We start from the raw sequence: 26,634 nt of genomic DNA on the forward strand, positions 1-26,634 counted from the left end.
GCGGAGAAGCCCGGGGTGTTCCGCTGGAACCTGGGCTCGGGGAAGGGCTCCTCGGTGCTGGAGGTGCTGCGCTCCTTCGAGAAGGCCGTGGGCCGCCCGCTGCCCTACGAGGTCACCGGCCGCCGGCCCGGGGACCTGCCCGCGTTCTGGGCCGACGCCTCCTCAGCCCTGGCGGACCTGGGCTGGTCCACCACCAGGACGGTGGACCAGATGTGCGAGGACCACTGGCGCTGGCAGAAAAACAACCCGCACGGCTACAACACCTGACATCGGTTGCTCCACAACTGCCCTTCCGGGCGCTGAAAACGGCAGTTGTGGAGCAACCGATGCACAACGGACGACGCCGGCCGCGTTGGTTTCAGCCGCGGCTAAGTCGTGGAGCCCCGGCTAGGCCCCGAGGCCCCGGGGACCCCGCAGCCGCAGGACTGCCGGATCCGCAGTTCCGTGGGGAAGATCCGCTGTTCCGGCTCCTGGCCGCGGGACGTACCCACGAGGGCGCTCACCGCCGCCTCGGCCATGATCCGGACCGGTTGTTCCACCGTGGTCAGGGCGGGCCAGCTGTATTCGGCCTCGGCGGAGCCGTCGAAGGAGGTCAGGGCGATGTCGCCGGGGACGTCGAGTCCGGCCTCGTGGATGGCCCGCAGGATGCCGATGGCCTGCATGTCCGAGCTGGCAAAGATCGCCGTCGGCCGGTTGGGCGAGGCGAGCAGCCGCTGCCCCGCCGCATACCCGCCGGAGCGGGTGAAGTCGCCGCGGACAATGGGGCCCTCCGGCAGCCCGGCCGCGGTGAGCGCCTGCAGCCAGCCATGTTCGCGGCGGTCAAAGTCGTTGGCGACGTTGGTGCCCATGGCAAGGGCGATATTGGTATGCCCGTGGCCGATGAGGTGGTCCACCGCCATTTTGGCCCCGGCGGCCAGGTCTACGCCGACGCTGTTGAAGCCCGGGGCGTTGCCCCCGTGGTTCAGGAGCACCGCGGGGATTTCGGCCGATTCGAGCGCCTCCAGGTCCGGTTCAAACAGCACGCTGGCGAGGACAACCCCGTCCACCTGGCGTGAGGCGAGGTTGCGGATGTTCCGCCGTTCCTTGGCCAGGTTGCCGTCCGAGTTGGTCAGCAGCAGGGCGTAGCCGAGCTCGGCGGCGGCGTCCTCCACGGCGTGGGCCAGCAGGGAGAAGAACGGGTTGGAGTTGTCCGGGATGACCAGCCCGATGGTTTCGCTGGAACCCAGCTTCAGCGCCCGGGCGGCGGCGTTGGGGCGGTAGCCCAGGACCCGGATGGCATCCTGGACCTTGGCCTCGGTGGCCGGGGCCACCTTCTTGGGGCCGCCGTTGACCACATAACTGACGACGGCGGTGCTCACCCCGGCATAGCGGGCGACATCCTTGCGGGTCACCGGGCTGCGGGGGGTGTGCACTGCCGAAGTCGTCATGGAATACATGCTAGCTACAGGTCTGACGGTGCATCGCCGAAATCACGGATCGGCAGGCGTTCACCGTTGCGCAGGGCCGAAGCATGCGCCACGACGCCGGGCAGGGTGAACCGTGCCGCGACCCACGCGTTGACGGGAGGCAGGGTGCCCGTGTTGACCGCGGTGACGAAATCGTCCACCAGGAACTGGTGGCTGCCCTCGTGCCCGTTGGGCGCACCGCGGAACTCCTCCGGCAGGCGGCTGCTGTCATGCACCGGCGCCAGTCCGGAAATGAAGGCGTCCCGCAGTTCCGGGGCGACACCGGCCAGGGACGGATCGTCCAGGGGGATGCTGGGCCGGGTTTCCATCTGCTCGGAGATGTCCTGGAGGTCCTTCTTGTCCTGCCACACGGTCACATTGGCGAGCTGCTCGAAGCTCGCCTCGGTGCCAAAGAACCGGAAGCGCGATTCGCGGAGGTGTGAGGGGTAGCCCACCCGGCGCATCTCGTTGGTCCGCATCACCCCGCCGTCGTTCAGCTCGAAGAGCGCCGTGGCGTTGGAGAAGTCGTTGTTGAACATGCTGATGTCCTTGTCGAACACACCGTCCCCGCGGTCGTCCTTGACTCCAATGCAGCTGACGCTGATGGCGTGGGACGGCACGGCACCCAGGACACCGCCGATGGCGTGGGTCGGGTACAGCATGGGCGGGTAGCTGGCCGTTTCCTTCCAGTGCTCCCCGCCGCTGTACTGGTAGGCGTCATAGAAGCCCAGGTCCATGTCGTGGACGTAGTCGCCTTCGGCGTAGAAGATCCGGCCGAACCTTCCGGCCGCGTGCTGGCTGCGCGCGTAGACAGTGGCCGGGTTGTAGTAGCTGGTCTCGTCCATGGCGTAGACCAGCCCCGTCTCGCGAACAGCCTCGATGATCAGTGCGATCTCCTCCTCGGAGACCGCCATGGGGACCGCGGAGTAGACGTGCTTGCCAGCCCGCAGGGCCTGCACCACCAGCGGACCGTGCGTCCAGCGCTGGGTGAAGATGGCGACGGCGTCGACGTCGGACGCCAGCAGTTCCTCAAAACTGCCCTTGGTGCCATCCAGCCCCCACTGCTCCCGGCCGGCCGCGGCCCGTTCAGGCCGCTCGTCGACGGCGTATACCTCACTGACTCCGGGGTGGAGCTTGAAGAGGTGGGCGAAATGGCCGCCGAACTGGCCAAGACCGACTACTCCGATTGAAAACGTCATTGTTTACCTATCCTGACCCGCCCGGGCAACCGGGCCGGATGCCCGCCCGGGGGCTTCCGGACAGTTTCCCACCGGAATCTACTCGAGTCAATCAATTTCACATCTGCCGGGAAATGTCTTGTTAAATTATGGGAAAACTACTGTCGGTCTGAATCTACTCGTGTAGATTTGCTTCTCAGTTGTTATCCACATCACACCACCAGGAAGAGTCAACGATGACTACCATCACCAAGCTTCCGGATCCTGTGGCCGGCGGATCCAAGCCCTCGTATCGCGGAAAGGCAGGCAGGGCCAGAAAGACCGGCAGAAGACGTCGCCTCGGCGATCTCCGGATCGCCCTGCTGTTCATCCTCCCGGCAATGGTCGGTTTCGTAGCGTTCTATCTGGTTCCCACGGTGCGCGGCATTTACCTCAGCTTCACGGAATACAGCATCCTGGGTGACCCCACCTGGATCGGCACCAAGAACTACACCGCCATCTTCGGCGACGAGCTGTTCTGGAACGCCATGGGGGTGACCGTGCAGTACGTCGGACTCAACATCGGCTTCCAGACCATCATCGCCCTGGGGCTGGCCCTCCTGATGCACCGGGTGGCCAAGTCCACGTTCATCCGAGGTGCACTGCTGCTGCCGTTCCTCGTGGCCAACGTCATCGTTGCCCTGCTGTGGTTCTGGATGCTCGACTACCAGATGGGCATCGTCAACGAGCTGATCAGCTGGCTCGGCCTGCCCCGCATCGCCTTCTTCGGCAGCGAGCAGTGGGCCATCCCCACCATCGCCGGTGTCAACGTCTGGCGCCACATGGGATATACGGCGCTGCTGATCTTCGCCGGCCTGCAGTCCATCCCCAACCACCTCTACGAGGTCGCCTCGCTCGACGGTGCGTCCCCCACCCGGACCTTCTGGAGCATCACGATGCCGCTCCTGCGCCCGGTGCTGGTGCTGGTCCTGGTGGTCACCGTGATCGGTTCCTTCCAGGTCTTCGACACCGTGGCCGTGACCACGGGCGGAGGCCCCGTCAATGCCTCCCGCGTCATCCAGATGTACATCTACCAGAAGGCCTTCGGTGAATCCGACTTCGGCTACGCCTCGGCCCTGTCCGTCATTCTCTTCGTCATTCTCGCCCTGGTGGCCTTCATCCAGATGAAGTTCCTCAAGGGCAACGAATCGGATCTGGACTAAGGAACCCCAGCCATGACTACCTCCGCCCTTTCCCGCAAGAAGCCAGTCAGCAATGCTCCCGTCCCCGGGGAGCCGGTCCGCCGGAAGCCCGTCAACTGGCGCCGCGTCGGCGCGTGGACCCTCGTCGCCGTCGCCGTCGCCGTGACGGTGGCACCGTTCCTCTGGATGCTCCGCACCGCGCTGTCCAGCAACCACTCACTGGCCGCCAACGCCGGCAACCTGCTTCCCGCGGACTTCAGCCTGGGCGCCTTCAAACGGGTCCTCGGCCTGCAGAGCCCCGAAGAGGCCATCGCCGACGGCGGCTCCGGTGCCGCCATCAACTTCTGGCTCTACCTGCGCAACTCCATCATCTTCGCTTCCGTCACCACCGCCGGCCAGGTGTTCTTCAGCGCGATGGCCGCGTACGCCTTCTCCAGGCTCCGCTGGCCCGGCCGGAACGTGGTCTTCGCCCTGTTCCTCGCCACGATGATGGTCCCGCCAATCTTCACCGCCCTGCCGAACTTCCTGATGATCAAGAACCTGGGCCTGCTCAACACCTTCGCCGGCATGGCGTTGCCGTTCCTGTTCATGACCCCGTTCGCCATCTTCTTCCTGCGGCAGTTCTTCCTGAGCATGTCCCGGGAAGTGGAGGAAGCAGCCATGCTCGACGGCGCCAAGCACCTCCGGATCTTCTTCCAGATCGTGCTGCCCAACGCCGCCGCGCCGCTGGCCACCCTGGCCCTCCTGACCTTCATCGGCCAGTGGAACGAGTACTTCTGGCCGCTGCTGGTGGGCCAGGACGAAAGCGTCCGCGTCCTCACCGTGGGCCTCGGCGTCTTCAAGTCCCAGTCCCCCCAGGGAGCCCCCGACTGGTCCGGCCTGATGGCCGCAACCCTGGTGGCGGCCCTGCCCGTACTCCTGCTCTTCATCGCCTTCGGCAAACGGGTGGTCAACTCCATCGGCTTCTCCGGCATCAAGTAACTCTTCACCGAAAACACTCCACAAGCACTTCCCTCCACAAGCACTTCCACGAAAGGCCTACCATGAAGAAGACCCTCGGCGCAGTCGCTGCCGCCGCAGCCATCGCCCTCGCACTCTCCGCCTGCGGCGGTTCCGGCCCGGCATCCGCCGAAGCCAAGGGCGAAATCAACTACTGGCTCTGGGACGCCAACCAGCTCCCGGCCTACCAGCAGTGCGCGGACGATTTCACCAAGGCCAACCCGGACATCAAGGTCAAGATCACCCAGCGCGGCTGGGACGACTACTGGACCACGCTGACCAACGGCTTCGTTGCCGGCACGGCCCCGGACGTCTTCACCAACCACCTCTCGAAGTACCCCGAGTACGCCGCTAAGAAGCAGCTGCTCTCCCTGGACGACGCCGTGGCCAAGGACGGCATCAAGCTGGACAGCTACAGCAAGGGCCTCCCCGAGCTCTGGGTGGGCCAGGACGGGAAGCGCTACGGCCTGCCCAAGGACTGGGACACGGTAGGCCTGTTCTACAACAAGGCCATGACGGACTCCGCCGGCCTGGGCGCCGAGCAGATGGCGAACCTGGACTGGAACCCGAAGGACGGCGGCAGCTACGAGAAGGCGATCGCCCACCTGACAGTGGACAAGAACGGCGTCCGCGGCGACGAGGCCGGCTTCGACAAGACCAACGTGGCGGTCTACGGCCTCGGCCTGGCCGGCGGCGGCTCCGGCCAGGGCCAGACCGAGTGGAGCTTCCTGACCGGTACCACCGGCTGGACCGCTAAGGACAAGAACCCGTGGGGCACCAAGTTCAACTACGACGACCCCCGTTTCCAGGACACCATCAGCTGGTGGGCCGGCCTCACCGAGAAGGGCTACATGCCCAAGCTCGAGACCACCGTGGGTGCCAGCCTGGCGGACAACTTCGGTGCCGGCAAGGCCGCCATCAACACCACCGGTGATTGGCTGATCGGCCAGTACCAGAGCTACAAGGGTGTGGAGACCGCGTTCGCCCCCACCCCGAAGGGCCCTGAAGGCAAGCGCGCCAGCATGTTCAACGGCCTGGCCGACTCCGTCTGGGCCGGCACCAAGAACCCGGCTGCCTCGGTCAAGTGGGTCGAATACCTCGGTTCCACCGCCTGCCAGGACGTCGTGGCCAAGAAGGCCGTAGTGTTCCCGGCCATCACCAGCTCCTCCGAGATCGCAGCCAAGGCCTTCGCGGACAAGGGCACTGACGTTTCCGCCTTCACCACCCACGTCAAGGACAGCACCACGTTCCTCTTCCCGATCGCCGATAAGGCGGCCAAGGTGGACGGCATCATGAAGCCGGCGATGGACGCCGTCCTCTCGGGCAAGAAGCCGGCCAGTTCCCTCACGGAAGCCAACGACCAGGTCAACGCCCTCTTCAAGTAGGGCCCAGGCCGTGACTGCGGCGCCGTCCGCTGTCACCCGCTCCGGGTGCCGCCGCTTCCTCCCCGCGGCGGCGGCACCCGGGGACTTCCCTCCCCGCACCACCCTGCACTCCCAAGACTCCAGCGTTCCCGGACGCGCGCCGAACCACCGAAAGAGACCTGCCATGGATCCCCTGTACCTGCGCTCCGCCAGCACCAGCCTGGTGATCAGCTTCGACAGCGGGGAGGCCGAGGTGATCCACTGGGGTGCCGACCTGGGCGCCTCCCTTCCCGACCTGGCCATCCTCGGCGGGCCCGTCCCGCACTCCGCCGTCGATGAGGCCATCCCCGCAGGGCTGCTTCCGCAGGCTTCCTCGAGCTGGCAGGGCCGTCCGGCCCTGCGCGGCCACCGGATCGCCGACGGCGTCCCGGGCCATGACTTCTCCGTCCGGCTCCGCGTGGCGGACGTGTCCGCGGACGGTGCCGGCCCGGTCCGGAATTCCGCGGTGATTGTCCAGGCCGACGCCGACGCCGGCATCAGCGTTGCCTCCTCCCTCAGGCTGCACGACGGCGGGCTGCTGGAGCTCCGCCATACCGTCACCAACACCGGAAACTCGCCCTTCCAGCTGGACGAGCTGGCCACCGTGCTCCCGGTAGCGCCGGACGCCGTCGAACTCCTGGACCTGACCGGGCGCTGGTGCCGGGAACGCCACCCGCAGCGACGGACGATCCAGCAGGGCACCTGGGTGCGGACCGGCCGGCACGGCCGCACCGGACACGATGCCTCGCTGCTCTTCGCCGCGGGCACCGCCGGCTTCGGCAACCGCCACGGCAAGGTCTGGGCAACGCACCTGGCGTGGAGCGGCAACCACGAGCAGTTCGCGGACAGTGTCGCGGACGGCCGGACCATGATCGGCGGATCGGAGCTGCTTGGCCCGGCCGAGATCGTCCTGGCGCCCGGCGGCAGCTACGCCACCCCCGCGCTGTTCGCCGCGTACTCGGACCGCGGACTCGACGGCGTCAGCGAAGCCTTCTACGCCTGGTTCCGGAACCGCCCGCACCACGTGCTGCCGGGCGCCGCGGGACACGGCGCCGGGGCCGGAAAGCCTCGCCCGGTGGTGCTGAACACCTGGGAGGCCGTGTATTTCGACCACAACCTCACAACCCTGATCGAACTCGCGGACTCCGCCGCGGAACTCGGCGTCGAGCGCTTTGTGCTCGACGACGGCTGGTTCCGCGGACGCCGCGACGATCACGCCGGCCTGGGCGACTGGTACGTGGACGAGGCCCTCTGGCCGGACGGACTCGCGCCGCTCATAGAGGCGGTCACGTCCCGCGGCATGGAGTTCGGCCTCTGGGTGGAACCGGAGATGGTTAACCTCGACTCCGATGTTGTCCGGGCGCACCCGGAGTGGATCGCAGGGCCCTCCGCCCAGAGTTACAAGAACGGCGGCCGCCTGCCGCTGGAGTGGCGGCACCAGCACATCCTCGACCTCGTCAATCCCGATGCCTGGCAGTACATCTACGACCGGGTGGATGCGCTGCTGCGCGAGAACAACATCAGCTACCTCAAGTGGGACCAGAACCGGGACCTGCTGGAGCACGGCCACGCCGGCCGCGCCTCGGTCCACGCACAGACCCTCGCCGCCTACCGGCTCTTCGACGAGCTCCGCAAGGCCCACCCCGGCGTCGAGATTGAAAGCTGCTCGTCCGGCGGTGCCCGGGTGGACCTCGGGATCCTGGAGCGCACCGACAGGATCTGGGGTTCGGACTGCAACGACGCCCTGGAGCGGCAGACCATCCAGCACTGGACCGGCCTGGTGGTTCCGCCGGAGCTCGTGGGCGGACACATCGGCCCCACGACCTCGCACACGACCGCCCGCACCCACGACCTCTCCTTCCGCGCCATCACGGCGCTGTTCGGCCACTTCGGGATGGAGTGGGACATCCGGCAGGTGCAGGGTGCCGAGCGCGAGGAGCTCAAGCGCTTCATCCGGCTTTACAAGGAGCACCGCGGCCTGATCCACAGCGGCCGGATGGTCCGCGCGGACGTTCCCGACGACGCCCTGATGCTGCACGGCGTCGTAGCCGACGTGGCGGCTGGTGACGGTGCGGCGCCGGGCTCGACGGCGGCGCTGTTTGCCCTGGTCAGCACGCGGACCTCGTTCTCGGAGCAGCCCGGACGGGTCGCCATCCCGGGCCTTCCCCCCGAAACCAATTACCGGGTGGAGGCCGTCTTCCCGGCGCCGGGCGACGCTGACTACGCCCACACCTTCACGCAGGTCCAGCCCCCGGCATGGCTGGCATCCGGGGCTGAGGCCAGCGGCCGCTTCCTGGCCGAGGTGGGCGTGCCCATGCCCATTCTCAACCCGGAGCACGCCGTGCTGCTGAAAGTAACAACCGTCGGCAGCTAGCCTCGGTCCCGGCTGGTGGCCGCGTAAAGGTTCAGGCCTGCGCTGCGCAAAGCGGCGGAGTGTTTAACGGGCTGTGCGGGCAGGAGCTTGCCCTGCCCGCACAGTTGGCGCACGCCCGTGGCGGGGCGCTGTCATTACATGAGTTCGCGGGTCATTCCGAATGGAACGTGCTCGGACAGCTCCGCAGTGAAATTCCCGGGCCCGTTTCGGGTGATCAGGATTCCATGGGTTCCGGTCAGGACGGCGATTTCCTGCAGGTGCCGCACGGCTGCTTCGAGGCGTTCGTCAAGCAAGCGCCTGCTGGTGATCTGGATGTCGATGCGTTCAATGGTTGTCATGGGGTTTTCCCTCTTGGCTGGATCAGGGGTTCTGGATGGTGCTGGCCTGCCGGGCGCCGGCGGTCACGGGGGCCTGGCGCTCCTTGGCCGGTTTTGCCGGCTCGGTGGCGGGAGGGGTGGTCTTGAGCTTGAAACGCTTTCCGAGGCTGCTTCCGCCGCCGCTGCGGTTCTTGTTGAAGATGTCGAAACCGACGGCGAGGAGGAGCACCAGGCCTTTGATGAGCTGTTGGTAGTCCGTGCCCAGTCCGAGGATGGACATGCCGTTGTTGAGGACGCCCATGATGAGGCCGCCGATCATGGCGCCTGCCACGGTTCCGATGCCGCCCGTGACGGCGGCGCCGCCGATGAAGGCCGCTGCAATGGAGTCCAGTTCGAAGCCGGTGCCGCCCGCCGGCTGGGCCGAGTTGAGCCGCGCCGTGAACACGAGGCCTGCCAGTGCGGCGAGGACGCCCATGTTGACGAAGAGCCGGAACGTGACAGCCTTCGTCTTGACGCCGGAGAGTTCCGCGGCATGGAGGTTGCCGCCGATGGCGTAGGTGTGCCGGCCGAAGACGCTGTTGTTCATGAGGGCCGTGTAGACGATCACCAGGACGGCGAGCACGATCAGGACGATCGGCGTGCCCCGGTAGGAGGCGAGCAGGAAGGTGATGATCAGCATGAGCAGAGCAATGAACGTGGTCTTGGTGGCGAACCAGGCCATCGGTTCGTTTTCCAGTTCGAACTTCTTGCGGATCCTGCGTTCCTTGACGGCTTGGATCAGCAGTGCAGCCGTGGCTCCTACGCCCAGGAGGACCGTCAGCCATTCCAGCGCCGACGTGCCGCCGGAAATGTCCGGGAGAAAGCCGCCGCCCAAGGCACGCAGCTCGGCGGGGAACGGGGTGATCTGCTGGTTTTTGAGGGTGATCAGGGTCAGGCCGCGGAAGATCAGCATGCCGGCCAGGGTGACGATGAAGGCGGGGATGCCGACGTAGGCGATCCAGTACCCCTGCCAGGCGCCCACCAGCGCGCCGACCAGCAGGCAGGCCGGGATGGCGAGCCACCAAGGCCATCCCCAGTGGACGATCATGACACCGGCAACGGCGCCGATGAAGCCGGCGATGGATCCCACGGAGAGGTCGATGTGGCCGGCGATGATCACCATCACCATGCCGATCGCCAGGATGAGGATGTAGCTGTTCTGGACAACGAGGTTGGTGACGTTCTGCGGTTCCAGCAGGATTCCCCCGGTCAGCACCTGGAAGAGCAGGACGATCAGGATCAGGGCGACGAAGATGCCAATCTGGCGCAGGCGGCTAGTCAGGAAGCCGAGGGATTCTCGTAGGGCCGACATGTTCGTTATTCCTTTTCCTTGGTCATGTAGTGCATGAGGGTTTCCTGGGATGCGTCGGCGATGGGCACTTCCCCGGTGACGTGGCCGGCGGACAGGGTGTAGATCCTGTCGCAGATGCCGAGGAGTTCGGGCAGTTCGGAGGAGATTACGATGACCGCTTTCCCCTCCGCCGCGAGCTTGGAGATGATCGTGTAGATCTCGTACTTGGCGCCGACGTCGATCCCGCGGGTGGGTTCATCGAGGATCAGCACGTCCGGATCGGAGAACATCCACTTGCTCAGGACGACTTTCTGCTGGTTCCCGCCCGAAAGCTTGCCCGTGATGGCAGCCACCGAGGGTGCCTTGATGTTCATGCTCTTCCGGTAGCCGTTGGCCACGACGGTTTCCTGGTTCTTGTCCACCCAGCCGCCCTTGACGAGCTTGCGGAGTGCGGCCATGGAGATGTTGCGCTTGATGTCCTCGATGAGGTTCAGGCCGTAGAGCTTGCGGTCCTCGGTGGCGTATGCGATGCCGTGCTTGATGGCGTCCGACACGGTGGAGGTGTTGATTTCCTTGCCGTGCTTGAACACCTTCCCCGAAGTGGCGGTGCCGTAGCTGCGTCCGAAAACGCTCATGGCGAGCTCGGTCCTGCCGGCTCCCATCAGTCCGGCAAGTCCCACGACTTCACCCTTGCGGACGTTGAGGCTGGCGTTGCTGACCACCATCCGGGTGTGGTCCTGGGGATGCCGCACGGACCAGTCCTCGATTCGAAGGACTTCCTCGCCGATCCTGGGATCCCGGTCCGGATACAGGCTCTCCAGGTCCCTGCCCACCATGCCGCGGATAATGCGTTCCTGGGTAATTTCGCCTTCGTCCATCCGGAGGGTCTCGATGGTCTTGCCGTCGCGGATGATCGTGACGGCGTCCGCGACCTTGCGGATCTCGTTGAGTTTGTGGCTGATGATGATGCTGGTGACGCCCTGGCCCTTCAAATGGAGAATCAGGTCCAGCAGGTGGCCCGAATCCTCGTCGTTGAGCGCGGCGGTGGGCTCATCCAGGATGAGCAGCTTGACCTCCTTGGAGAGGGCCTTGGCGATTTCGACCAGCTGCTGTTTTCCGACGCTGATGTGCTGGACGGGGGTGACCGGGTTTTCGCTGAGGCCTACCCGGGCCAGGAGCTTGGCTGCTTCGAGGTTGGTCTTGCGCCAGTCCACCCAGCCGTTCCTGGCCTGTTCGTTTCCGAGGTAGATGTTTTCGGCGATGGACAGGTACGGGCTGAGGGCCAGTTCCTGGTGGATGATGACAATGCCGCGCTTCTCGCTGTCGGAGATAGTCGAAAAGTTGCACGGTTCGTTTTCGAAGAGGATCTCTCCATCGAAGGAGCTGTGCGGGTATACACCGGACAGCACTTTCATGAGGGTCGATTTTCCGGCGCCGTTTTCGCCGCAGATGGCGTGTACCTCGCCGCGGTGCACGTCCAGGGTGACGTCCTGGAGGGCCTTCACGCCGGGGAAGGTCTTGGTGATTCCTCGCATTTGAAGAATGGGTGTTTTCATCGTCAATTCCCACTGACTGGTCGAAACTGGGCCGCCTGCGGCTGCAGGGGCTTGCGCTGAAGGTTGTGGCCGGGCGGGACGCCCGGCCACAACCTCGCGGCTTGGCTACTTGACGTCGGCGTCGGAGTAGTACCCCGAGTCGATGAGTTCCTTCTTGTAGTTGTCCTTGGTGATGATCACGGACTTGAGCAGGTAGGCCGGGACCACCTTGACCTTGTTGTTGTACGTCTTGGAGTCGTTGACCGCAGGCTCCTGGCCCTTCAGTACTGCGTCGACCATTTTCACGGCCTGGGCACCCAGCTGGCGGGTGTCCTTGAAGATGGTGGAGTACTGCTCGCCGGCGGTGATGGACTTCACTGAGCCCTTCTCCGCGTCCTGGCCCGTGACGATGGGCAGGCTTCCCTTGGCATAGCCGCCGGTGCTGGTCAGTGCTGAGATGATGCCGATGGACAGGCCGTCATACGGGGACAGGACGCCGTTCAGCTTGGTGCCGGAGCTGTAGGCCGCGGTGAGAATGTCTTCCATGCGCTTCTGGGCTACGGGAGCCTGCCAGCGGAGGATGGCCGCCTGCTCGAATTTGGTCTGTCCGCTGGGGACCTTAAGGGTTCCCGCATCCAGGTACGGCTTGAGGGTGTCCATGGCGCCGGTCCAGAAGAAGTTGGCGTTGTTGTCATCCGGGCTGCCGGCGAACAGTTCCACGTTGAACGGACCCTTGCCGTCCACCTTCTTGCCGCTCGCGTCAAGAAGGCCCAGGCCGGTCAGCAGCGATGTGGCCTGTTGGACACCCACCGTGTAGTTGTCGAAGGTCGTGTAGTAGTCCACATTGGGGGTGCCGTTGATGAGGCGGTCATACGCGATGACCTTGACGTTCTGTTCCTTCGCCTTGGCGAGGACATCCGTGAGGGTGGTGCCGTCGATGGCCGCGATGATGAGGGCCTTTGCCCCCTTGGTGAGCATATTCTCGATCTGCGACACCTGGGTGGGGATGTCATCGTTGGCGTACTGAAGGTCGGTCTTGTAGCCCAGCTTTGTGACGGACTCGGAGACGTTCTTGCCGTCCGCGATCCACCGTTCCGAGGTCTGGGTGGGCATCGAGATGCCCACGAGGGCGCCGGAGCTGTCTGCGCTGGCCGACGGACTGGCGCCGCCGCGGCTGCCACAGCCGGTGGCCCCGGCTGTGATTGCCAGGACGACGGCGAACGCTCCCAGGAGTTTCTTGATTCTCACGTTGTTCTCCTTCCGCGGACAGCACAGCCCGCGAACTGGTACTGGCTTGAGTAGCATCTGCGGCTATTCGAGGGCTCAGTATTATTTAGGTCCGGTTAGCCAGTTCCCGACGAGCCTAAACGACGCCCGCTTGTGTTAGCGCTAACAAGTTTGTCAAAATGAAACTAGCACCGGCCGGGCTTGTGAGTCAAGTCACATGATTTGACTGAGTCGTGAGGCCTGAACGGCCGGCCGTAGGATGTTTGGACAATACAGTGCTGCGAGTTGAAAGGTGCCACACATGGGGAACGCTAGCCCTACACGTCCACCGCGCCTGGAGGACGTTGCCTCGCATGCCGGCGTCTCGCACCAGACTGTCTCCCGGGTGGTCAACAACCACCCCAACGTCAGCAAAGCCACCCGGGAGCGGGTGGAAGCCGCAATCGCCGAACTCGGGTACCGGCGCAATACTGCCGCCCGGTCCCTCGTGACGCGGCGGTCCCAGATCATCGGTGTCCTCGGGACCGAGCTCGCCCAGTACGGCCCGGCCAATACGCTGCTCGGCGTGCAACAGGCCGCCCGTGAAGCGGGATACTTTGTCAGCATTGCTGCCCTGAAGGAGTCCGGGGCGGACTCCATTGCGGATGCCGTCCGCTACTTCACGGACCAGGGTGCCGACGGGATAATCGTGATCGTCCCGCATGACGGAACGGTCCAGACCCTCGAGGGCCTGAACCTGGCTGTGCCCGTGGTCGTGGTGGGAGCCGGGAGCCATGGTCGCTTCAGCGGTGCCATGGTTGACCAGAAGCGGGGGGCGCGGCTTGCCGTGGCCCATCTGATCAGCCAGGGCCACCGGCGGATCGGCCACATTTCCGGGCCCCTGGACTGGATCGATGCCGCAGCCAGGGCCGAAGGCTGGCGTGAGGAATTGACGTCGGCGCGCCTGGCTGACGACCTTCTGCTGGAAGGCGACTGGAGCGCCGGCAGTGGCTATCGGATGGGCCAGAGGCTTGCCGCAGGGCGCACGGCCACGGCGGTTTTTGTGGGCAATGACCAGATGGCGCTTGGATTGTTGCGAGCCTTCAGTGAGGCCGGCGTCCGGGTGCCCCAGGACGTGTCGCTGGTTGGCTTCGATGACCAGCCGGAAGCGGCATATTTCACCCCGCCGCTCACGACCGTGCGGCAGGACTTTGAGGAACTCGGGAGGCGCTGCATGGACGTGATGCGGACGCAGATTGAGGACGGTGCGGCAAGTAGCACCACTGTGGTTGATCCCGAGCTTGTCGTCCGGGGCAGCACCTCGCCTCTTCCCTAGCCGGAGCCTCCCGGCGGCCGATCGCTGACCCATCGCTTCGCGGACGGCTGTAGGCAGGTTCCTTGACAGGCTTCTTGTTAGCGCTCACAATTAACGCAGCCCGCGGAGCAGCGGGCATGTTATTGGAGGACTTTCATGGACGTCACAGCAGACGGCGGAGAAAACTTTGTAATTGGGGTGGACTACGGCACCCTTTCGGGCCGTGCCGTGGTGGTGCGCGTCAGCGACGGCAAGGAGCTGGGCAGCGGGGTCTTCGACTATCCGCATGCGGTCCTGTCTGATGCGCTTCCTGCGGACACAGCGGGCGACGGCGCCGCCCGGCTTCCCGGGGAATGGGCACTTCAGGTCCCAAACGACTACCGGGATGTCCTCCGCCACGCCGTCCCCGCCGCGATCGCCGACGCCGGGATCGCTGCCTCCGCCGTCGTCGGAATCGCCACCGACTTCACCGCGTGCACCATGGTCCCGGTCAAGGCAGGCGGCACTCCGCTGAGCGAGCTGCCGGAATTCGCCAACCGGCCGCACGCATACGTGAAGCTGTGGAGGCACCACGCCGCACAGCCCCAGGCGGACCGCATCAATGCCCTTGCTGAGGAACGGGGCGAAACCTGGCTGCCGCGCTATGGCGGGCTGATCTCCTCCGAGTGGGAGTTCGCCAAGGGGCTGCAGCTGCTGGAAGAGGATCCGGAAGTGTATGCGGCCATGGACCGGTGGGTCGAGGCAGCGGACTGGATTGTCTGGCAGCTGTGCGGAAACTACGTCCGGAATGCCTGCACCGCCGGCTACAAGGGCATCTACCAGGACGGCCGTTACCCTTCCGAGGACTTCCTCGCTGCCCTGAACCCGGAGTTCAAGGACTTCGTCAGCGCCAAGCTGGAGCACACCATCGGCCGGCTGGGGGATGCCGCCGGCTACCTCACCGCCGAAGCCGCAGCCTGGACAGGCCTGCCCGAGGGGATCGCCGTCGCGGTGGGCAATGTGGACGCCCATGTCACGGCGCCGGCGGCGAAGGCTGTCGAGCCGGGCCAGCTGGTTGCCATCATGGGCACCTCCACCTGCCATGTCATGAACGGCACCGGGCTGCATGAGGTCCCCGGCATGTGCGGCGTCGTCGACGGCGGCATTGTGGACGGACTGTGGGGCTACGAGGCCGGCCAGAGCGGCGTGGGAGACATCTTCGGCTGGTTCACCAAGTACGGCGTTCCGCCGGAATACCATCAGGCCGCGGACCGGCAGGGGCTCGGCGTGCACGAGTACCTCACGGAACTCGCTTCCGGCCAGGCGATCGGCGAGCACGGACTCATTGCCTTGGACTGGCACTCGGGCAACCGTTCGGTGCTTGTGGACCACGAACTGTCCGGTGTCGTGGTGGGCCAGACCCTGGCCACGCGCCCGGAGGACACCTACCGTGCCCTGCTGGAGGCCACGGCTTTCGGCACCCGCACCATCGTTGATGCCTTCCGCGACTCGGGCGTCCCCGTGAAGGAGTTCATCGTCGCCGGCGGGCTGCTGAAAAACCCGCTCCTGATGCAGATCTACGCCGACATCACGGGCCTGCAGCTCTCCACGATCGGGTCGAGCCAAGGACCTGCCCTCGGATCAGCCATCCACGCGGCGGTCGCTGCCGGCGAGTACCCGGACATCCGGGCCGCCGCGGAAGCCATGGGATCCGAGCCAGGCGCCGTTTACACCCCTATCCCGGACAACGTCGCGGCCTACGAGGAACTGTTCCGGGAGTACCGGAGCCTGCATGACTACTTCGGCCGGGGAACGAACGAGGTCATGCACCGGCTCAAGGCCATCCAGCGGAAGGCCAGGCCCGGCCTGGGCGACGCCGGACCCGTGTCCGGCGCAACCGATGCCGCCGAACGCGTAGAGGAGGTCTCGGCATGAGCGCGCTGCTGGAAACGATCGCCCGGATCCGCCGCGAGGTCTGTGACCTGCACTCCGAGCTCACCCGTTACGGGCTGGTGGTCTGGACCGCCGGCAACGTCTCCGCCCGGGTCCCGGGCTATGACCTGATGGTCATCAAGCCGTCCGGGGTTTCGTACGACGAACTGACCCCCGAGCTCATGGTGGTCACGGACCTTTACGGCAGCCCGGTGACAGGGATTTCCGCCGACGCAGGCGGAACCCCGGCGGAGTGGACCAACCCGGAGCTCTCGCCGTCCTCGGACACGGCCGCGCACGGCTATGTCTACCGCCACATTCCGGACGTCGGGGGAGTGGTCCACACCCACTCCACCTACGCCACGGCCTGGGCCGCGCGGGGCGAGGCCATCCCGTGCGTGCTGACCATGATGGGCGACGAATTCGGCGGAAGCATCCCGGTTGGCCCGTTCGCGCTGATCGGGGACGACTCGATCGGCCGCGGCATCGTCGAAACCCTGCAGGCCTCCCACTCGCCGGCCGTCCTGATGCAGAACCATGGCCCGTTCACCATCGGCAAAGATGCCCGCTCCGCCGTCAAGGCCGCCGTTATGTGCGAGGAAGTGGCCCGCACGGTCCACATTTCACGGCAGCTGGGCGAGCCGCTGCCGATCGATCCGGCCAAGATCGAATCCCTCTACGCCCGTTATCAGAACGTCTATGGCCGCTAGGCCGCCCGAATCCTTCCCAGAATTCCCAGGAGAAAACCCATGTCGAACGCGAACAACACTTCCCTCAAGCAGTACGAGGTCTGGTTCCTCACCGGAAGCCAGCACCTCTACGGCGAAGATGTCCTCAAGCAGGTGGCCGCGCAGTCCCAGGCGATAGCCCACCAGCTCAACCAGTCCTCCGACGTCCCGGTCAACATCGTCTGGAAGCCTGTCCTCACCGATTCCGAAGCCATCCGCCGGACCGCGCTCGAAGCGAACTCCGACGACGCAGTGATCGGCGTGACCGCCTGGATGCACACGTTCTCGCCCGCCAAGATGTGGATCCAGGGCCTGGACCTGCTGCGGAAGCCTCTCCTGCACCTGCACACCCAGGCCAATGTGGAACTGCCCTGGGCCGACATCGACTTCGACTTCATGAACCTCAACCAGGCCGCCCACGGCGACCGCGAGTTCGGCTACATCCAGTCCCGCCTGGGCATTCCCCGCAAGACGGTAGTGGGCCACGTTTCCAATCCCGAGGTTACCCGGCAGGTGGGAGTGTGGCAGCGTGCCTCGGCGGGCTGGGCGGCGGTCCGCATGCTGAAACTGACCCGCTTCGGCGACAACATGCGCAATGTCGCCGTCACCGAAGGTGACAAGACCGAAGCCGAGCTGCGCTTCGGCGTCTCGGTGAACACCTGGTCCGTCAACGAGCTTGCCGACGCCGTGCACGGCGCAGCTGAGTCCGACGTCGACGCCCTCGTCGCCGAATATGAGCGCCTCTACGAGGTGGTTCCCGAGCTCCGCGCCGGCGGAGCGCGGCACGACTCGCTGCGCTACAGCGCCCGCATCGAACTCGGCCTGCGCAGCTTCCTCGAGGCCAACGGCTCCGCCGCCTTCACCACGTCCTTCGAGGACCTCGGCGCGCTGCGGCAGCTTCCCGGCATGGCCGTCCAGCGGCTGATGGCCGACGGCTATGGCTTCGGCGCCGAGGGCGACTGGAAAACCGCCATCCTGGTCCGCGCGGCCAAGGTCATGGGCGCCGGACTGCCCGGCGGTGCCTCGCTTATGGAGGACTACACGTACCACCTGACGCCCGGACAGGAGAAGATCCTCGGCGCGCACATGCTGGAGGTCTGCCCGTCCCTGACCGCCACCAAACCCCGCGTCGAAATCCACCCGCTGGGCATCGGCGGCAAGGAGGACCCGGTCCGCATGGTCTTCGACACCGACGCCGGACCCGGGGTGGTCGTTGCCCTGTCCGACATGCGCGACCGCTTCCGTCTGGTCGCGAACGCCGTCGACGTCGTCGACCTGGACGAGCCGCTGCCCAACCTGCCGGTGGCGCGAGCGCTCTGGTCCCCCAAGCCCGACTTCGCCACGTCCGCCGCTGCCTGGCTGACCGCCGGGGCGGCACACCACACCGTGCTGACCACGGCTGTGGGCATGGATGTCTTCGAGGACTTCGCGGAGATCGCCCGCACCGAGCTCCTGACGATCGACGAGGGCACCACCATCAAGGGGTTCAAGAAGGAACTGAACTGGAACGCCGCCTATTACAGGCTGGCCGGCGGACTGTGAGGACAAGCGAATACAAGATCCAGGCAGGGGAGTACGCCGCCGTCGTTACGGCACGCGCCGGCGCCCTCCGCGAGCTGCGGCACCGGGGACGGGACCTGATCGTCCCGTTCCCGGCGGGCGGGCCCATTCCCGATTTCCGGGGAATTATCGCCGCGCCCTGGCCCAACCGGATCCCCGACGGCAGGTACACCTTCGACAGCGTGGACTACGAGGTGCCCGTCAACGAACCCGAACGTGCCTGTGCCCTTCACGGCTTCGCTTTCGGCACGGCATGGACCCTGGAATCCCGCGACGAGTCGTCGGTGGAGCTCTCCTGCACCTTGGAGCCGACACCCGGCTACCCGTTCCGCCTGCACCTCACGGCCCGCTACCGGCTGTCCGCCGAGGGGCTGCTCAGTCGCGTAACAGCAGCCAACACAGGTGTGGATGCGGCGCCCTTCGGCGTGTGCCCGCACCCCTACCTGCTGGCTGGGCCGGCGCCACTGGATGAATGGACACTTCAGATCCCGGCGGGTTCCTTCCTTGAGGTGACACCGGACCGGCTGCTGCCCGTTGCCACCCGGAGCGTGGTGGGCCACGCGCTCGACTTCCGCACGCCGCGCACCATCGGCGCCACGGAAATTGACCACGCCTTCACAGCCGTCGCCTTCGACGCTGGCGGCCGCGCACAGCTGACCGTCAGGGACCCGGGCGGAACCGGCGTCGGCATGGCCTGGGACCGGAGCTGCCCCTGGCTGCAGGTCCACACCGCGGACAAGCAGCCGCCCTCGCCCAACCGGCTGGGACTCGCCGTCGAACCAATGACCTGCCCGCCGGATGCCTTCAACAGCGGCGAGGACCTGGTGCGGCTGGAACCCGGCGCGACCCATGAAGCCGCCTGGAGCATCTTCGCCGCCTGACTGGGCCCAATGGCCGGCAGCCCCACTCCCCGCCGGGCGCTACACGGTAGTTTCGGTAATCTTCGGGTGCTGCCCGCCCGGATCACCTGGGTTCGCCGCGGCGGACCGCGACGTATTCCGCCGGTGCCGGCGGACAAGGACAATCACCAGGATGCCGGTCACCGCGCCCACCAGGGTTTCCGCGCCGCGTTCCGTGATGAGGATGTACGGGTCTGCCGGAGCGGCAAGCTGTGTCATCAGCAGGATCACCGGAGTGAAAGACACCATGGCCACGCCGTAATGCCGGGTCATGAAAAGTTCGGTGGTGAATTGGAAAATGATGACCAGCACCGCCATCACTGCGGCCTCCGCCCCCGGGAAGAGCTGCAAGAGGGCCCACGGGCCCGGAAGAAGCACGACGGCGACGAGCACCAGGCCGAGGAACGTGCCCATGATGCGGTGAAGCCCGCGGTGCACGCTGCTGGGCAAATCGGCGCCCGCCAGCGGGACCGCCGCCGCTGCCATGGCCCAGTGCGGATGGCCGCTGCCGCTGAGAACGCCGATGGTCCCCGCGGCGCCGACCGCCAGGACGTACCGTGCCGCGTGGATGACCGCCAGCTGCCTCCGGGGTCCGCGCAGGGGCGCCGCCACCCGGAGCGCTCCCGGGTTCCACGCCCGGCCGCGGACCCAGCCGCCAAAACCCACTGCGAGCGAAAGCCCGGCAGCTGCGGCGCAGATGAGAAGCGCGAACGGCCAGGGAACCGCCGTGGGAACGGAAGCGCACGCACCCAGGGCAAGGATGCCGAAGAACGGGCCGTTGGGCTTGAAATTCACCCTGTCGGAGAATACCGAACCGACGCCGGCCAACAGCGCTTCCACACCCACCAGCCACCACGAGTGCAGATGATTCACGGACAGGAAGACCCCCACGCCCACGCCGGTCAACAGCACCAGCGCCGCTTGCGCCTGGTGCCTGAGACGAAGCTGGTGGGGTTCGGACCGCCCGTACATTCCCGTCAGGGCGCCGAAGACGGCGTAGATAATCAGCTCGGGACGCCCGACGACGAGGAGAACCAGTGACGGAACGGCTACACTGACGGCCACGCGCAGCGCCGACAAATGATCGTTGTTGGCCGGGGCGAGGCTGTGCAGGGTACGGAAATGCCGCAGCAGGGACTGCCTCATGCCTGCCTCCACCCTTCCGGAAACTCATTCTGGTACTGGTTGCCGGACGCGGGTGCAACCGATCGCCCGGGCATACATAAGCAAACCGTTGTTTGCCCGGATCCGAAAATCGAGAACTCACAAATCGAAACTTGCGCCCTGCAGATGATCAGGCGGCGCTCCCGACGGCGGCTGGTCCGCCCTGTGGCGGAGCGGCAGGCTGTGGTGCCGACAGCGCCCGTTCCTGCAGCGGGGCGGCAGCGCCGGACGTCCGGATATTATTCGTCCGGGTTGGGGCTGCGGACATCCTTTTCGCCGATATCGGCTGCGCCGAGAACTTCCGCCGCAGGCGAGTGGGTTGTCTCGTGCGAGCGGACCCGGAGTTCGGGGTGGTGCAGGTCCAGGGCCGGGCGTTCGGAACGGATGCGCGGCAGCGAGGTGAAGTTGTGGCGCGGCGGCGGGCAGGACGTGGCCCACTCGAGCGAGGCGCCGAAGCCCCACGGGTCATCGACCTCGACCCGTTCGTTGCTGCGCCAGGTGATGTACACGTTCCAGAGGAACGGGATCAGCGAGGCGCCCAGGAGGTAGGAACCGTAGGTGGAGAACTGGTTCATCCAGGTGAAGTTGTCCTGCGGCAGGTAGTCCGCGTAGCGGCGGGGCATGCCGCTGACGCCCAGCCAGTGCTGGATCAGGAAGGTGGCGTGGAAGCCCAGGAACAGCATCCAGAAGTGGATCTTGCCGAGCCGCTCGTTGAGCATCTTGCCGGTCCATTTGGGCCACCAGAAGTAGAAGCCGGCGAACATCGCGAACACCACGGTGCCGAAGACCACGTAGTGGAAGTGCGCCACCACGAAGTAGGTGTCCGAGACGTGGAAGTCCAGCGGCGGTGAGGCCAGGATGATACCGGTCAGGCCGCCGAAGAGGAACGTGGCCAGGAAGCCGATGCTCCACAGCATGGGGGTCTCGAACGTGATCGAGCCGCCCCACAAGGTGCCGATCCAGTTGAAGAACTTTACGCCCGTGGGCACGGCGATCAGCATGGTCATGAAGGAGAAGAACGGCAGCAGGACCGAGCCGGTGACGTACATGTGGTGGGCCCACACGGTGACGGACAGGGCGGCGATCGCGATCGTGGCGTAGATCAGGCCCTTGTAGCCGAAGATCGGCTTGCGGCTGAAGACCGGGAAGATCTCGGACACGATGCCGAAGAACGGCAGGGCGATGATGTAGACCTCGGGGTGGCCGAAGAACCAGAACAGGTGCTGCCAGAGGATGGCGCCGCCGTTTTCGGGATCGTAGATGTGCGCGCCGAAGCGGCGGTCCGCGCCGATGCCGAACAGTGCCGCGGCCAGCGGCGGGAACGCCATCAGGACCAGGATGGACGTGACCATCGCGTTCCAGGTGAAGATCGGCATGCGCCACATCGTCATGCCCGGGGCGCGCATGCAGATGATCGTGGTGACGAAGTTGACCGCGCCGAGGATGGTGCCGAAGCCGGACAGCGCCAGGCCGAAGACCCACAGGTCCCCGCCGATCCCGGGGGTGAACGTGGTGTTGTTCAGCGGCGCATAGGCGGTCCAGCCGAACGACGCCGCGCCCTGCGGGGTGATGAACCCGGACATGGCGATGGTGGAGCCGAAGAGGAAGAACCAGAAGGCCAGCGCGTTCAGCCGCGGGAAGGCGACGTCGGGCGCACCGATCTGCAGGGGCATGATGACGTTGGTGAAGCCGGCGAACAGCGGCGTCGCGAACATGAGCAGCATGACGGTGCCGTGCATGGTGAACAGCTGGTTGTACTGTTCCTTGGTCTGCAGGATCTGCATGCCGGGCTCGAACAGCTCGGCACGGATCAGCAGCGCCATCACCCCTCCCAGGCAGAAGAACACGAAGGACGCGATCAGGTATAGGTATCCGATGGTCTTGTGGTCCGTCGAGGTGATCCACTTGACGACGATGCTGCCTTTGCGCTCCGGCACCACAATCGGGGCTGCCGCGGCCGTGGCGGCCGGGGATGAGTATTCATATGTGGCCAATTTCATCTCCCCTTACTCTGAGGATGGGTACCGGCCGGGCGGGTCTGGCGCTCTGCACCCTCACACTGAGGCGGCCCTCCGCGCCGGTTCACCGGCAGGCCTGTCCCCATATGATAGGCTCGCCGGCCGGATCGCAACAGGCCGGATCGCAACAGGCCGGATCGCAACAGGCCGGATCGCAACAGGCCGGATCGCAACAGGCCGGATCGCAACAGGCCGGATCGCAACAGGCCGGATCGCAACAGGCCGGTTCACACCGGGGTGCCTGCCGGCTCCTCCCTCATCCGGAGTGGCGGCAGATGTCAGCGTGCAGCCGCTTCCGCCGCTTCTACAGCTTGAGTCTGTGCGGGCTGCCTGCCCGTTCCTGTTGCACTGGCGGAACGGTCGCGGGTCAGCAGGAAGAACGCCGCGGCGGAGATGGCGGCGGCCACGGCCATGGCGATGCCCATGGGGCGGGCGTCGTGGTCGCCGGCCAGGCCGACGAGCGGCGAGACGACGGCGCCGAGGACGAATTGGAAGGCTCCGAGGAAGGCCGAACCGGTGCCGGCGTGGTGGCTGGCTTCCCCGAGGGCCAGGGTTGTGGCATTGCCGTAGATGAACCCCACGGAACCCTGGAAGACGAAGAGCAGCACGAGGGTCGGGAACATGGACACACCGGTCATGACGACCGCCAGCAGCGCCACCGAGGCGAGGAGAAGCGCGATGACGCCGCCGCCGAGCATCTTGCGGTAGGCGACGCGGCCCGCCAGGCGGGTGGCGATGATGGCGGAGATCATGATGGCCAGGGAATTGACGCCGAAGACCAGCGAGTACGTACCGGGGGACAGGCCCAGGATGTTTTGCAGGACAAACGGCGACGCCGAGATGTAGGCGAACATGGCAGCGAAAGCGAAGCAGAACGTGACCAGGTAGCCCACATAGTTCCGGTTCGAGAGCACGGCCCGGCCGCTGCGGAACATGGCCTTCACGCCGCCGGACTGCCGCCCGGATGCCGGAAGGGATTCCTTGATGAAGCACAGCACGGCGACGAACATCAGGGCGACCATGAACGCGAGAACCCAGAAGACGCCGCGCCAACCCAGCCCGGCGATGATGGCGCCCCCGAGCGCCGGGGCCAGAACCGGGGCGATGCCGCCGATGATCATCATCAGGCCCAGCAGCTTGGCGCCGCGGACGCCCTTGGCGGAGTCGGCGATGATGGCGCGGGACAGGACCACGCCGGCAGCGCCGCTGAAGCCCTGGATGAAGCGTGCCACGATGAGGAATTCAATGGTCGGGGCAACGGCAGTGGCGATGCTGGCCAGGAGGCAGATCGCGGCACCAATGATCAGCGGCTTGCGCCGTCCCGTGCCGTCGGACAGGGGGCCGATGACCAGCTGGCCGAGCGCCAGGCCGACGAGAAAGGTCGTGAGCGTCAGCTGGATGCCGGTGGCCGAGGCTCCGAGATCGGTCGCCATCTGCGGGAAGGCGGGCAGGTACATGTCGGTGGACAGCGGGCTCACGGCGGTCAGCAGGGCCAGGACCGCGATCACCAGGCCCGGCAGCTGGGCGGCGCCCCGCGGGGATGTTGTGGTCACAGGTGGTTCCTAACCAGGAGGGGAGTGATGGTCCGCGAGCACTGTACTTATGAATCTATATATATGTCAATATATGGGTTAAGCTGGGACCATGACAACGACCACCGGCGACCTTCGATTGCAGGACTTGGGCTCCCAGCTCCATACCCTCGCCTGGACGATCCACCGCGTTCTGCCCTCGGCTGCCGGTCTCGATCCGCTGCCCGCTTCGGAACTGGCCGTTTTGAAGCGCGTCATTGCGGAACCCGGGATGACCGTTTCGCAGCTCACCGCTGCGTTGGGGTTGCGTCAAAGCAATGCCAGTGCGGCCGTCAGGGCACTGGTCGACCGCGGCCTGGTCCGCCGGAAATCCAGTCCGTCTGACCGCAGGCTGGCGTTGCTGTATCCCACCGAGGCTGCGCTGAAGAACAAAAGGCTAGTGGCGGAAGCCTGGTCCGGTTCCATCAGCGCGGCCATGATGCGGCTTCCGGCAGATCAGGTGAACGCCATCCTTGACGCGGCAGAGGCCCTCGCGGCCCTCGAAGTGGAACTTCGGACCGGACTGGCGGCCGCGCCCTGACACGGATGGGCGCCCCCGGCGCACCGCGATCGACGACGGCGGGACGTCCCGCCGTCGTTCCCGCTGCCCCTTGTGCCCGGCAGGGACCGAGGCCAGCATTGAAGCGTCGGCCGATCACCTGGCGGTGGGAGGCCGAAGCTCCGGAGGAGGTGCGGCGGCGTGTCCCAGCAGCAGAACGGTGTCCCGGACCCGGGGGTGCCACCCCTTGTCAGCCCGGGTGATTTCGCCGGGCTTCCCGGGCTGTGCCATCTGGCGGCCGCGGGGGAGACGCCCATGCTCGCCTCGCAGGCGGCCGTGTTCAGCGAATTCATGCAGGACAAGGCCCGGGGGATGGGAGGGCGTGAACGCATCTACGCCAAGGTGTCACGGGCGGCGGATTCGCTGGCGGCCCTGCTCGGGTGCCGGGCCGCGGAGCTGGGGTTCCCGCAGAATGTCGCGCAGGCCGTGAACATGGTGGCCCGCAGCATCGACGCCGCCGGGGGAAACATCGTGATGCCGCAATGGGAATACCCCTCCGACCTGTTTCCGTGGCGGACCGGCACGGACCTGGAGATCCGTCTCGTCACGAGCCCGGACCACCTGATGGATCCGCAGCGCTACGCCGACACCGTAGACGGCCATACCCGGGCCATCGTGACCAGCCTGGTCTCCTACTACACCGGCGAACTGATCGACCTCAGCGAGTACCGGGCGATTGCGGACTCGTGCGGGGCGATGCTGGTTGTGGACGTGTCCCAGGCCCTCGGCGTGGCGGACTTCGACATCACATTGACCGACTTCGCGTTCTCGTGCGGCTACAAGTGGGCCCTGGGCACGCACGGCGCCGGAATCGCGTACTGCAATGCGGAACGGCAGCCGGACTGGCAGCCGCGGGAGTCCGGGTGGACGTCCGCCGCGTGGGTCGACGCCGACGTCCGGGACACCACGGTGACGCCGGTCCGGGACGGACGGCGCTTCGAACTGGGGAATCCTGCGGCCCTGTGCGTGCAGATCCTGGGAAACGGCATCGACTACCTTCGCGCCAGCGGACTGGCCAGAATCGAAAGCCACGTGCGTGCCCTCACGGATGTCCTGTGGACGGAGCTGGACGCCCGGGGAATGGGCATGCTCACCCCTGCGGACTCCGGCAAACGCGCGGGCATCGTCGCCTTCAACGTCGACGACGAGAGCCGGTGGCGCCGCGGCCTCGAGGCCCACGGGGTGCTTGCCTGGACCGGCGACAAGCGCGTGCGAATCTCTCCCCACCTCTACAACGGGATGGCGGACGTCCGGCTGGCCCTCGAGGCGGTCGAGGCTCTTCAAAACGGGGCCTGGTCTGGACCGTTTGGCTCCTCATCAGTGCGTGGCGGATGAAGGACGGACCGGCGCCGGGACAGCGGAGCCGATAGCTTGAGCGGGGTCTGCTTCCGCCCGTCGATGCGGGGGAAAAAGATGGGCGGCAATCGATTGCCAAAAAATTGCCATGCCGCTACTGTTGATGTCAGACGAGCGGCGCCGGCGTGGGGTCTGGTCAGCTCGCGAGCAGAGCGCAAGGATCTTCCCCGATCTCCACCGAGCCAACTCAAGGATAGACCGATGACAACCATCACCCCTGAACTGCCCCTGACGATCACCGCCACCGATCGCGCCAGCATGGACCGTCAACTCAATGATGCAGTGACGCTCGCCCAGGCGAGGGCCATGCACGAGCACCGCGGCATCCTGGTCACCCGCCACGGCCACGATTCCTTCACCATCGCCGTCAGCGATGCCGTCCCCTTCGGCCTGACCCGCGAACACCAGGCCTGGTGAATTCGTAGCGCAGGTGCGTAGATCCGCGGCAGGGCACTAACTCGCCCGCTGCAAGGCAAGAGGACGACGGCGGGAATATCCGCCGTCGTCCTCTTGGGTGAAGGGCTGGTCCACCCTCAAGGAACGCTGCCGGCCCGGAACGGGGCGCCCGTCCACCGCCTGCGCCGG

Annotated in this window: 21 protein-coding genes and 1 pseudogene; 13 read left to right on the forward strand and 9 right to left on the reverse strand. The window is 66.1% G+C overall.

Annotated elements, in window-relative coordinates; genetic code table 11:
- A pseudogene (locus tag J9611_RS15430) lies at positions 1-267 on the forward strand (UDP-glucose 4-epimerase GalE); the annotation flags it as partial.
- A 101-nt stretch (positions 268-368) separates the two neighbouring features.
- On the opposite strand, the gene J9611_RS15435 reads toward J9611_RS15430, so the two are convergent.
- Together J9611_RS15435 and J9611_RS15440 are read right to left on the reverse strand one after the other, a co-directional pair.
- On the reverse strand, positions 369-1,436 hold the full coding sequence (locus J9611_RS15435) for a LacI family DNA-binding transcriptional regulator (protein ID WP_372447803.1): 1,068 nt from the start codon (positions 1,434-1,436) through the stop codon (positions 369-371).
- A 5-nt stretch (positions 1,437-1,441) separates the two neighbouring features.
- On the reverse strand, positions 1,442-2,644 hold the full coding sequence (locus J9611_RS15440; RefSeq protein ID WP_211881370.1) for a Gfo/Idh/MocA family protein: 1,203 nt from the start codon (positions 2,642-2,644) through the stop codon (positions 1,442-1,444).
- 215 nt (positions 2,645-2,859) lie between these two features.
- Here J9611_RS15440 and J9611_RS15445 point away from each other — a divergent pair, with 215 nt between their 5' ends.
- The 4 genes from J9611_RS15445 to J9611_RS15460 all read left to right on the forward strand — a co-directional run bounded on the left by J9611_RS15445 (position 2,860) and on the right by J9611_RS15460 (position 8,580).
- Complete coding sequence (locus tag J9611_RS15445) at positions 2,860-3,825, forward strand: carbohydrate ABC transporter permease (RefSeq protein WP_211881372.1); 966 nt, start codon at positions 2,860-2,862, stop codon at positions 3,823-3,825.
- A gap of 12 nt (positions 3,826-3,837) precedes the next feature.
- Positions 3,838-4,785 carry a carbohydrate ABC transporter permease gene (locus tag J9611_RS15450; protein ID WP_211881374.1) on the forward strand — a complete coding sequence of 316 codons (948 nt, stop codon included), beginning with the start codon at positions 3,838-3,840 and terminating at the stop codon, positions 4,783-4,785.
- Between the two features lie 62 nt (positions 4,786-4,847).
- Positions 4,848-6,188, forward strand: a complete 1,341-nt coding sequence (locus J9611_RS15455) for an ABC transporter substrate-binding protein (RefSeq protein ID WP_211881375.1) — start codon at positions 4,848-4,850, stop codon at positions 6,186-6,188.
- Positions 6,189-6,351: 163 nt separating this feature from the next.
- Positions 6,352-8,580: an alpha-galactosidase gene (locus J9611_RS15460; protein WP_211881376.1), complete on the forward strand. Its 2,229-nt coding sequence runs from the start codon at positions 6,352-6,354 to the stop codon at positions 8,578-8,580.
- Positions 8,581-8,714: 134 nt separating this feature from the next.
- On the opposite strand, the gene J9611_RS15465 is transcribed toward J9611_RS15460, so the two are convergent.
- From J9611_RS15465 to chvE, 4 genes are all read right to left on the reverse strand, one after another.
- Positions 8,715-8,918 carry a hypothetical protein gene (locus tag J9611_RS15465; RefSeq protein WP_211881377.1) on the reverse strand — a complete coding sequence of 68 codons (204 nt, stop codon included), beginning with the start codon at positions 8,916-8,918 and terminating at the stop codon, positions 8,715-8,717.
- A gap of 22 nt (positions 8,919-8,940) precedes the next feature.
- Positions 8,941-10,248 carry a multiple monosaccharide ABC transporter permease gene (gene mmsB, locus J9611_RS15470; protein ID WP_211881378.1) on the reverse strand — a complete coding sequence of 436 codons (1,308 nt, stop codon included), beginning with the start codon at positions 10,246-10,248 and terminating at the stop codon, positions 8,941-8,943.
- Between the two features lie 5 nt (positions 10,249-10,253).
- Complete coding sequence (mmsA, locus tag J9611_RS15475) at positions 10,254-11,783, reverse strand: multiple monosaccharide ABC transporter ATP-binding protein (protein WP_211881379.1); 1,530 nt, start codon at positions 11,781-11,783, stop codon at positions 10,254-10,256.
- A 105-nt stretch (positions 11,784-11,888) separates the two neighbouring features.
- The gene (gene chvE / locus J9611_RS15480) at positions 11,889-13,010 is read right to left on the reverse strand and encodes a multiple monosaccharide ABC transporter substrate-binding protein (protein ID WP_211881380.1); all 1,122 of its coding nucleotides are present in this window, start codon (positions 13,008-13,010) and stop codon (positions 11,889-11,891) included.
- Between the two features lie 280 nt (positions 13,011-13,290).
- On the opposite strand from chvE, the gene J9611_RS15485 reads away from it, so the two are divergent.
- The 5 genes from J9611_RS15485 to J9611_RS15505 all read left to right on the forward strand — a co-directional run bounded on the left by J9611_RS15485 (position 13,291) and on the right by J9611_RS15505 (position 19,363).
- Positions 13,291-14,304: a LacI family DNA-binding transcriptional regulator gene (locus J9611_RS15485; protein ID WP_211881382.1), complete on the forward strand. Its 1,014-nt coding sequence runs from the start codon at positions 13,291-13,293 to the stop codon at positions 14,302-14,304.
- Positions 14,305-14,439: 135 nt separating this feature from the next.
- Positions 14,440-16,197 carry a ribulokinase gene (araB, locus tag J9611_RS15490; protein WP_211881384.1) on the forward strand — a complete coding sequence of 586 codons (1,758 nt, stop codon included), beginning with the start codon at positions 14,440-14,442 and terminating at the stop codon, positions 16,195-16,197.
- Positions 16,194-16,904, forward strand: coding sequence for an L-ribulose-5-phosphate 4-epimerase (locus J9611_RS15495; protein ID WP_211881386.1), 711 nt, complete (start codon positions 16,194-16,196; stop codon positions 16,902-16,904). The genes araB and J9611_RS15495 overlap by 4 nt, the downstream gene beginning before the upstream one ends.
- A gap of 39 nt (positions 16,905-16,943) precedes the next feature.
- Positions 16,944-18,464 carry an L-arabinose isomerase gene (araA, locus tag J9611_RS15500; RefSeq protein WP_211881388.1) on the forward strand — a complete coding sequence of 507 codons (1,521 nt, stop codon included), beginning with the start codon at positions 16,944-16,946 and terminating at the stop codon, positions 18,462-18,464.
- Positions 18,461-19,363: an aldose 1-epimerase family protein gene (locus J9611_RS15505; RefSeq protein WP_211881390.1), complete on the forward strand. Its 903-nt coding sequence runs from the start codon at positions 18,461-18,463 to the stop codon at positions 19,361-19,363. The genes araA and J9611_RS15505 overlap by 4 nt, the downstream gene beginning before the upstream one ends.
- Before the next feature lie 39 nt (positions 19,364-19,402).
- On the opposite strand, the gene J9611_RS15510 is transcribed toward J9611_RS15505, so the two are convergent.
- From J9611_RS15510 to J9611_RS15520, 3 genes are all read right to left on the reverse strand, one after another.
- A complete protein-coding gene (locus J9611_RS15510) occupies positions 19,403-20,527 on the reverse strand; it encodes an FUSC family protein (protein ID WP_211881392.1) in 1,125 nt (374 codons plus the stop codon).
- Between the two features lie 257 nt (positions 20,528-20,784).
- On the reverse strand, positions 20,785-22,545 hold the full coding sequence (ctaD, locus tag J9611_RS15515; RefSeq protein ID WP_246527886.1) for an aa3-type cytochrome oxidase subunit I: 1,761 nt from the start codon (positions 22,543-22,545) through the stop codon (positions 20,785-20,787).
- Between the two features lie 296 nt (positions 22,546-22,841).
- The gene (locus J9611_RS15520) at positions 22,842-24,116 is read right to left on the reverse strand and encodes a multidrug effflux MFS transporter (protein WP_211881394.1); all 1,275 of its coding nucleotides are present in this window, start codon (positions 24,114-24,116) and stop codon (positions 22,842-22,844) included.
- Between the two features lie 91 nt (positions 24,117-24,207).
- Here J9611_RS15520 and J9611_RS15525 point away from each other — a divergent pair, with 91 nt between their 5' ends.
- The 3 genes from J9611_RS15525 (at position 24,208) to J9611_RS15535 (ending at position 26,466) form a co-directional block, all read left to right on the forward strand.
- Complete coding sequence (locus J9611_RS15525; protein WP_211881396.1) at positions 24,208-24,675, forward strand: MarR family winged helix-turn-helix transcriptional regulator; 468 nt, start codon at positions 24,208-24,210, stop codon at positions 24,673-24,675.
- 159 nt (positions 24,676-24,834) lie between these two features.
- Positions 24,835-26,028, forward strand: coding sequence for an aminotransferase class V-fold PLP-dependent enzyme (locus tag J9611_RS15530; RefSeq protein WP_211881398.1), 1,194 nt, complete (start codon positions 24,835-24,837; stop codon positions 26,026-26,028).
- A 222-nt stretch (positions 26,029-26,250) separates the two neighbouring features.
- Positions 26,251-26,466 carry a hypothetical protein gene (locus J9611_RS15535; RefSeq protein ID WP_211881400.1) on the forward strand — a complete coding sequence of 72 codons (216 nt, stop codon included), beginning with the start codon at positions 26,251-26,253 and terminating at the stop codon, positions 26,464-26,466.
- Positions 26,467-26,634: the final 168 nt, after the last annotated feature.

This window comes from Pseudarthrobacter albicanus (assembly GCF_018224015.1).
GTDB classification, from domain to species: domain Bacteria; phylum Actinomycetota; class Actinomycetes; order Actinomycetales; family Micrococcaceae; genus Arthrobacter; species Arthrobacter albicanus.

What these genes read in the sequence shown, in the direction of transcription:
- J9611_RS15525 (WP_211881396.1), top strand. Translation starts at nt 24,208, where the DNA reads ATGACAACGACCACCGGCGACCTTCGATTGCAGGACTTGGGCTCCCAG.
- J9611_RS15535 (WP_211881400.1), top strand. Translation starts at nt 26,251, where the DNA reads ATGACAACCATCACCCCTGAACTGCCCCTGACGATCACCGCCACCGAT.
- mmsA (WP_211881379.1), bottom strand. Translation starts at nt 11,783, where the DNA reads ATGAAAACACCCATTCTTCAAATGCGAGGAATCACCAAGACCTTCCCC.
- J9611_RS15485 (WP_211881382.1), top strand. Translation starts at nt 13,291, where the DNA reads ATGGGGAACGCTAGCCCTACACGTCCACCGCGCCTGGAGGACGTTGCC.
- J9611_RS15435 (WP_372447803.1), bottom strand. Translation starts at nt 1,436, where the DNA reads ATGTATTCCATGACGACTTCGGCAGTGCACACCCCCCGCAGCCCGGTG.
- J9611_RS15455 (WP_211881375.1), top strand. Translation starts at nt 4,848, where the DNA reads ATGAAGAAGACCCTCGGCGCAGTCGCTGCCGCCGCAGCCATCGCCCTC.
- ctaD (WP_246527886.1), bottom strand. Translation starts at nt 22,545, where the DNA reads ATGAAATTGGCCACATATGAATACTCATCCCCGGCCGCCACGGCCGCG.
- araA (WP_211881388.1), top strand. Translation starts at nt 16,944, where the DNA reads ATGTCGAACGCGAACAACACTTCCCTCAAGCAGTACGAGGTCTGGTTC.
- araB (WP_211881384.1), top strand. Translation starts at nt 14,440, where the DNA reads ATGGACGTCACAGCAGACGGCGGAGAAAACTTTGTAATTGGGGTGGAC.
- mmsB (WP_211881378.1), bottom strand. Translation starts at nt 10,248, where the DNA reads ATGTCGGCCCTACGAGAATCCCTCGGCTTCCTGACTAGCCGCCTGCGC.
- J9611_RS15440 (WP_211881370.1), bottom strand. Translation starts at nt 2,644, where the DNA reads ATGACGTTTTCAATCGGAGTAGTCGGTCTTGGCCAGTTCGGCGGCCAT.
- J9611_RS15450 (WP_211881374.1), top strand. Translation starts at nt 3,838, where the DNA reads ATGACTACCTCCGCCCTTTCCCGCAAGAAGCCAGTCAGCAATGCTCCC.
- J9611_RS15495 (WP_211881386.1), top strand. Translation starts at nt 16,194, where the DNA reads ATGAGCGCGCTGCTGGAAACGATCGCCCGGATCCGCCGCGAGGTCTGT.
- J9611_RS15460 (WP_211881376.1), top strand. Translation starts at nt 6,352, where the DNA reads ATGGATCCCCTGTACCTGCGCTCCGCCAGCACCAGCCTGGTGATCAGC.
- J9611_RS15510 (WP_211881392.1), bottom strand. Translation starts at nt 20,527, where the DNA reads ATGAGGCAGTCCCTGCTGCGGCATTTCCGTACCCTGCACAGCCTCGCC.
- J9611_RS15465 (WP_211881377.1), bottom strand. Translation starts at nt 8,918, where the DNA reads ATGACAACCATTGAACGCATCGACATCCAGATCACCAGCAGGCGCTTG.
- J9611_RS15445 (WP_211881372.1), top strand. Translation starts at nt 2,860, where the DNA reads ATGACTACCATCACCAAGCTTCCGGATCCTGTGGCCGGCGGATCCAAG.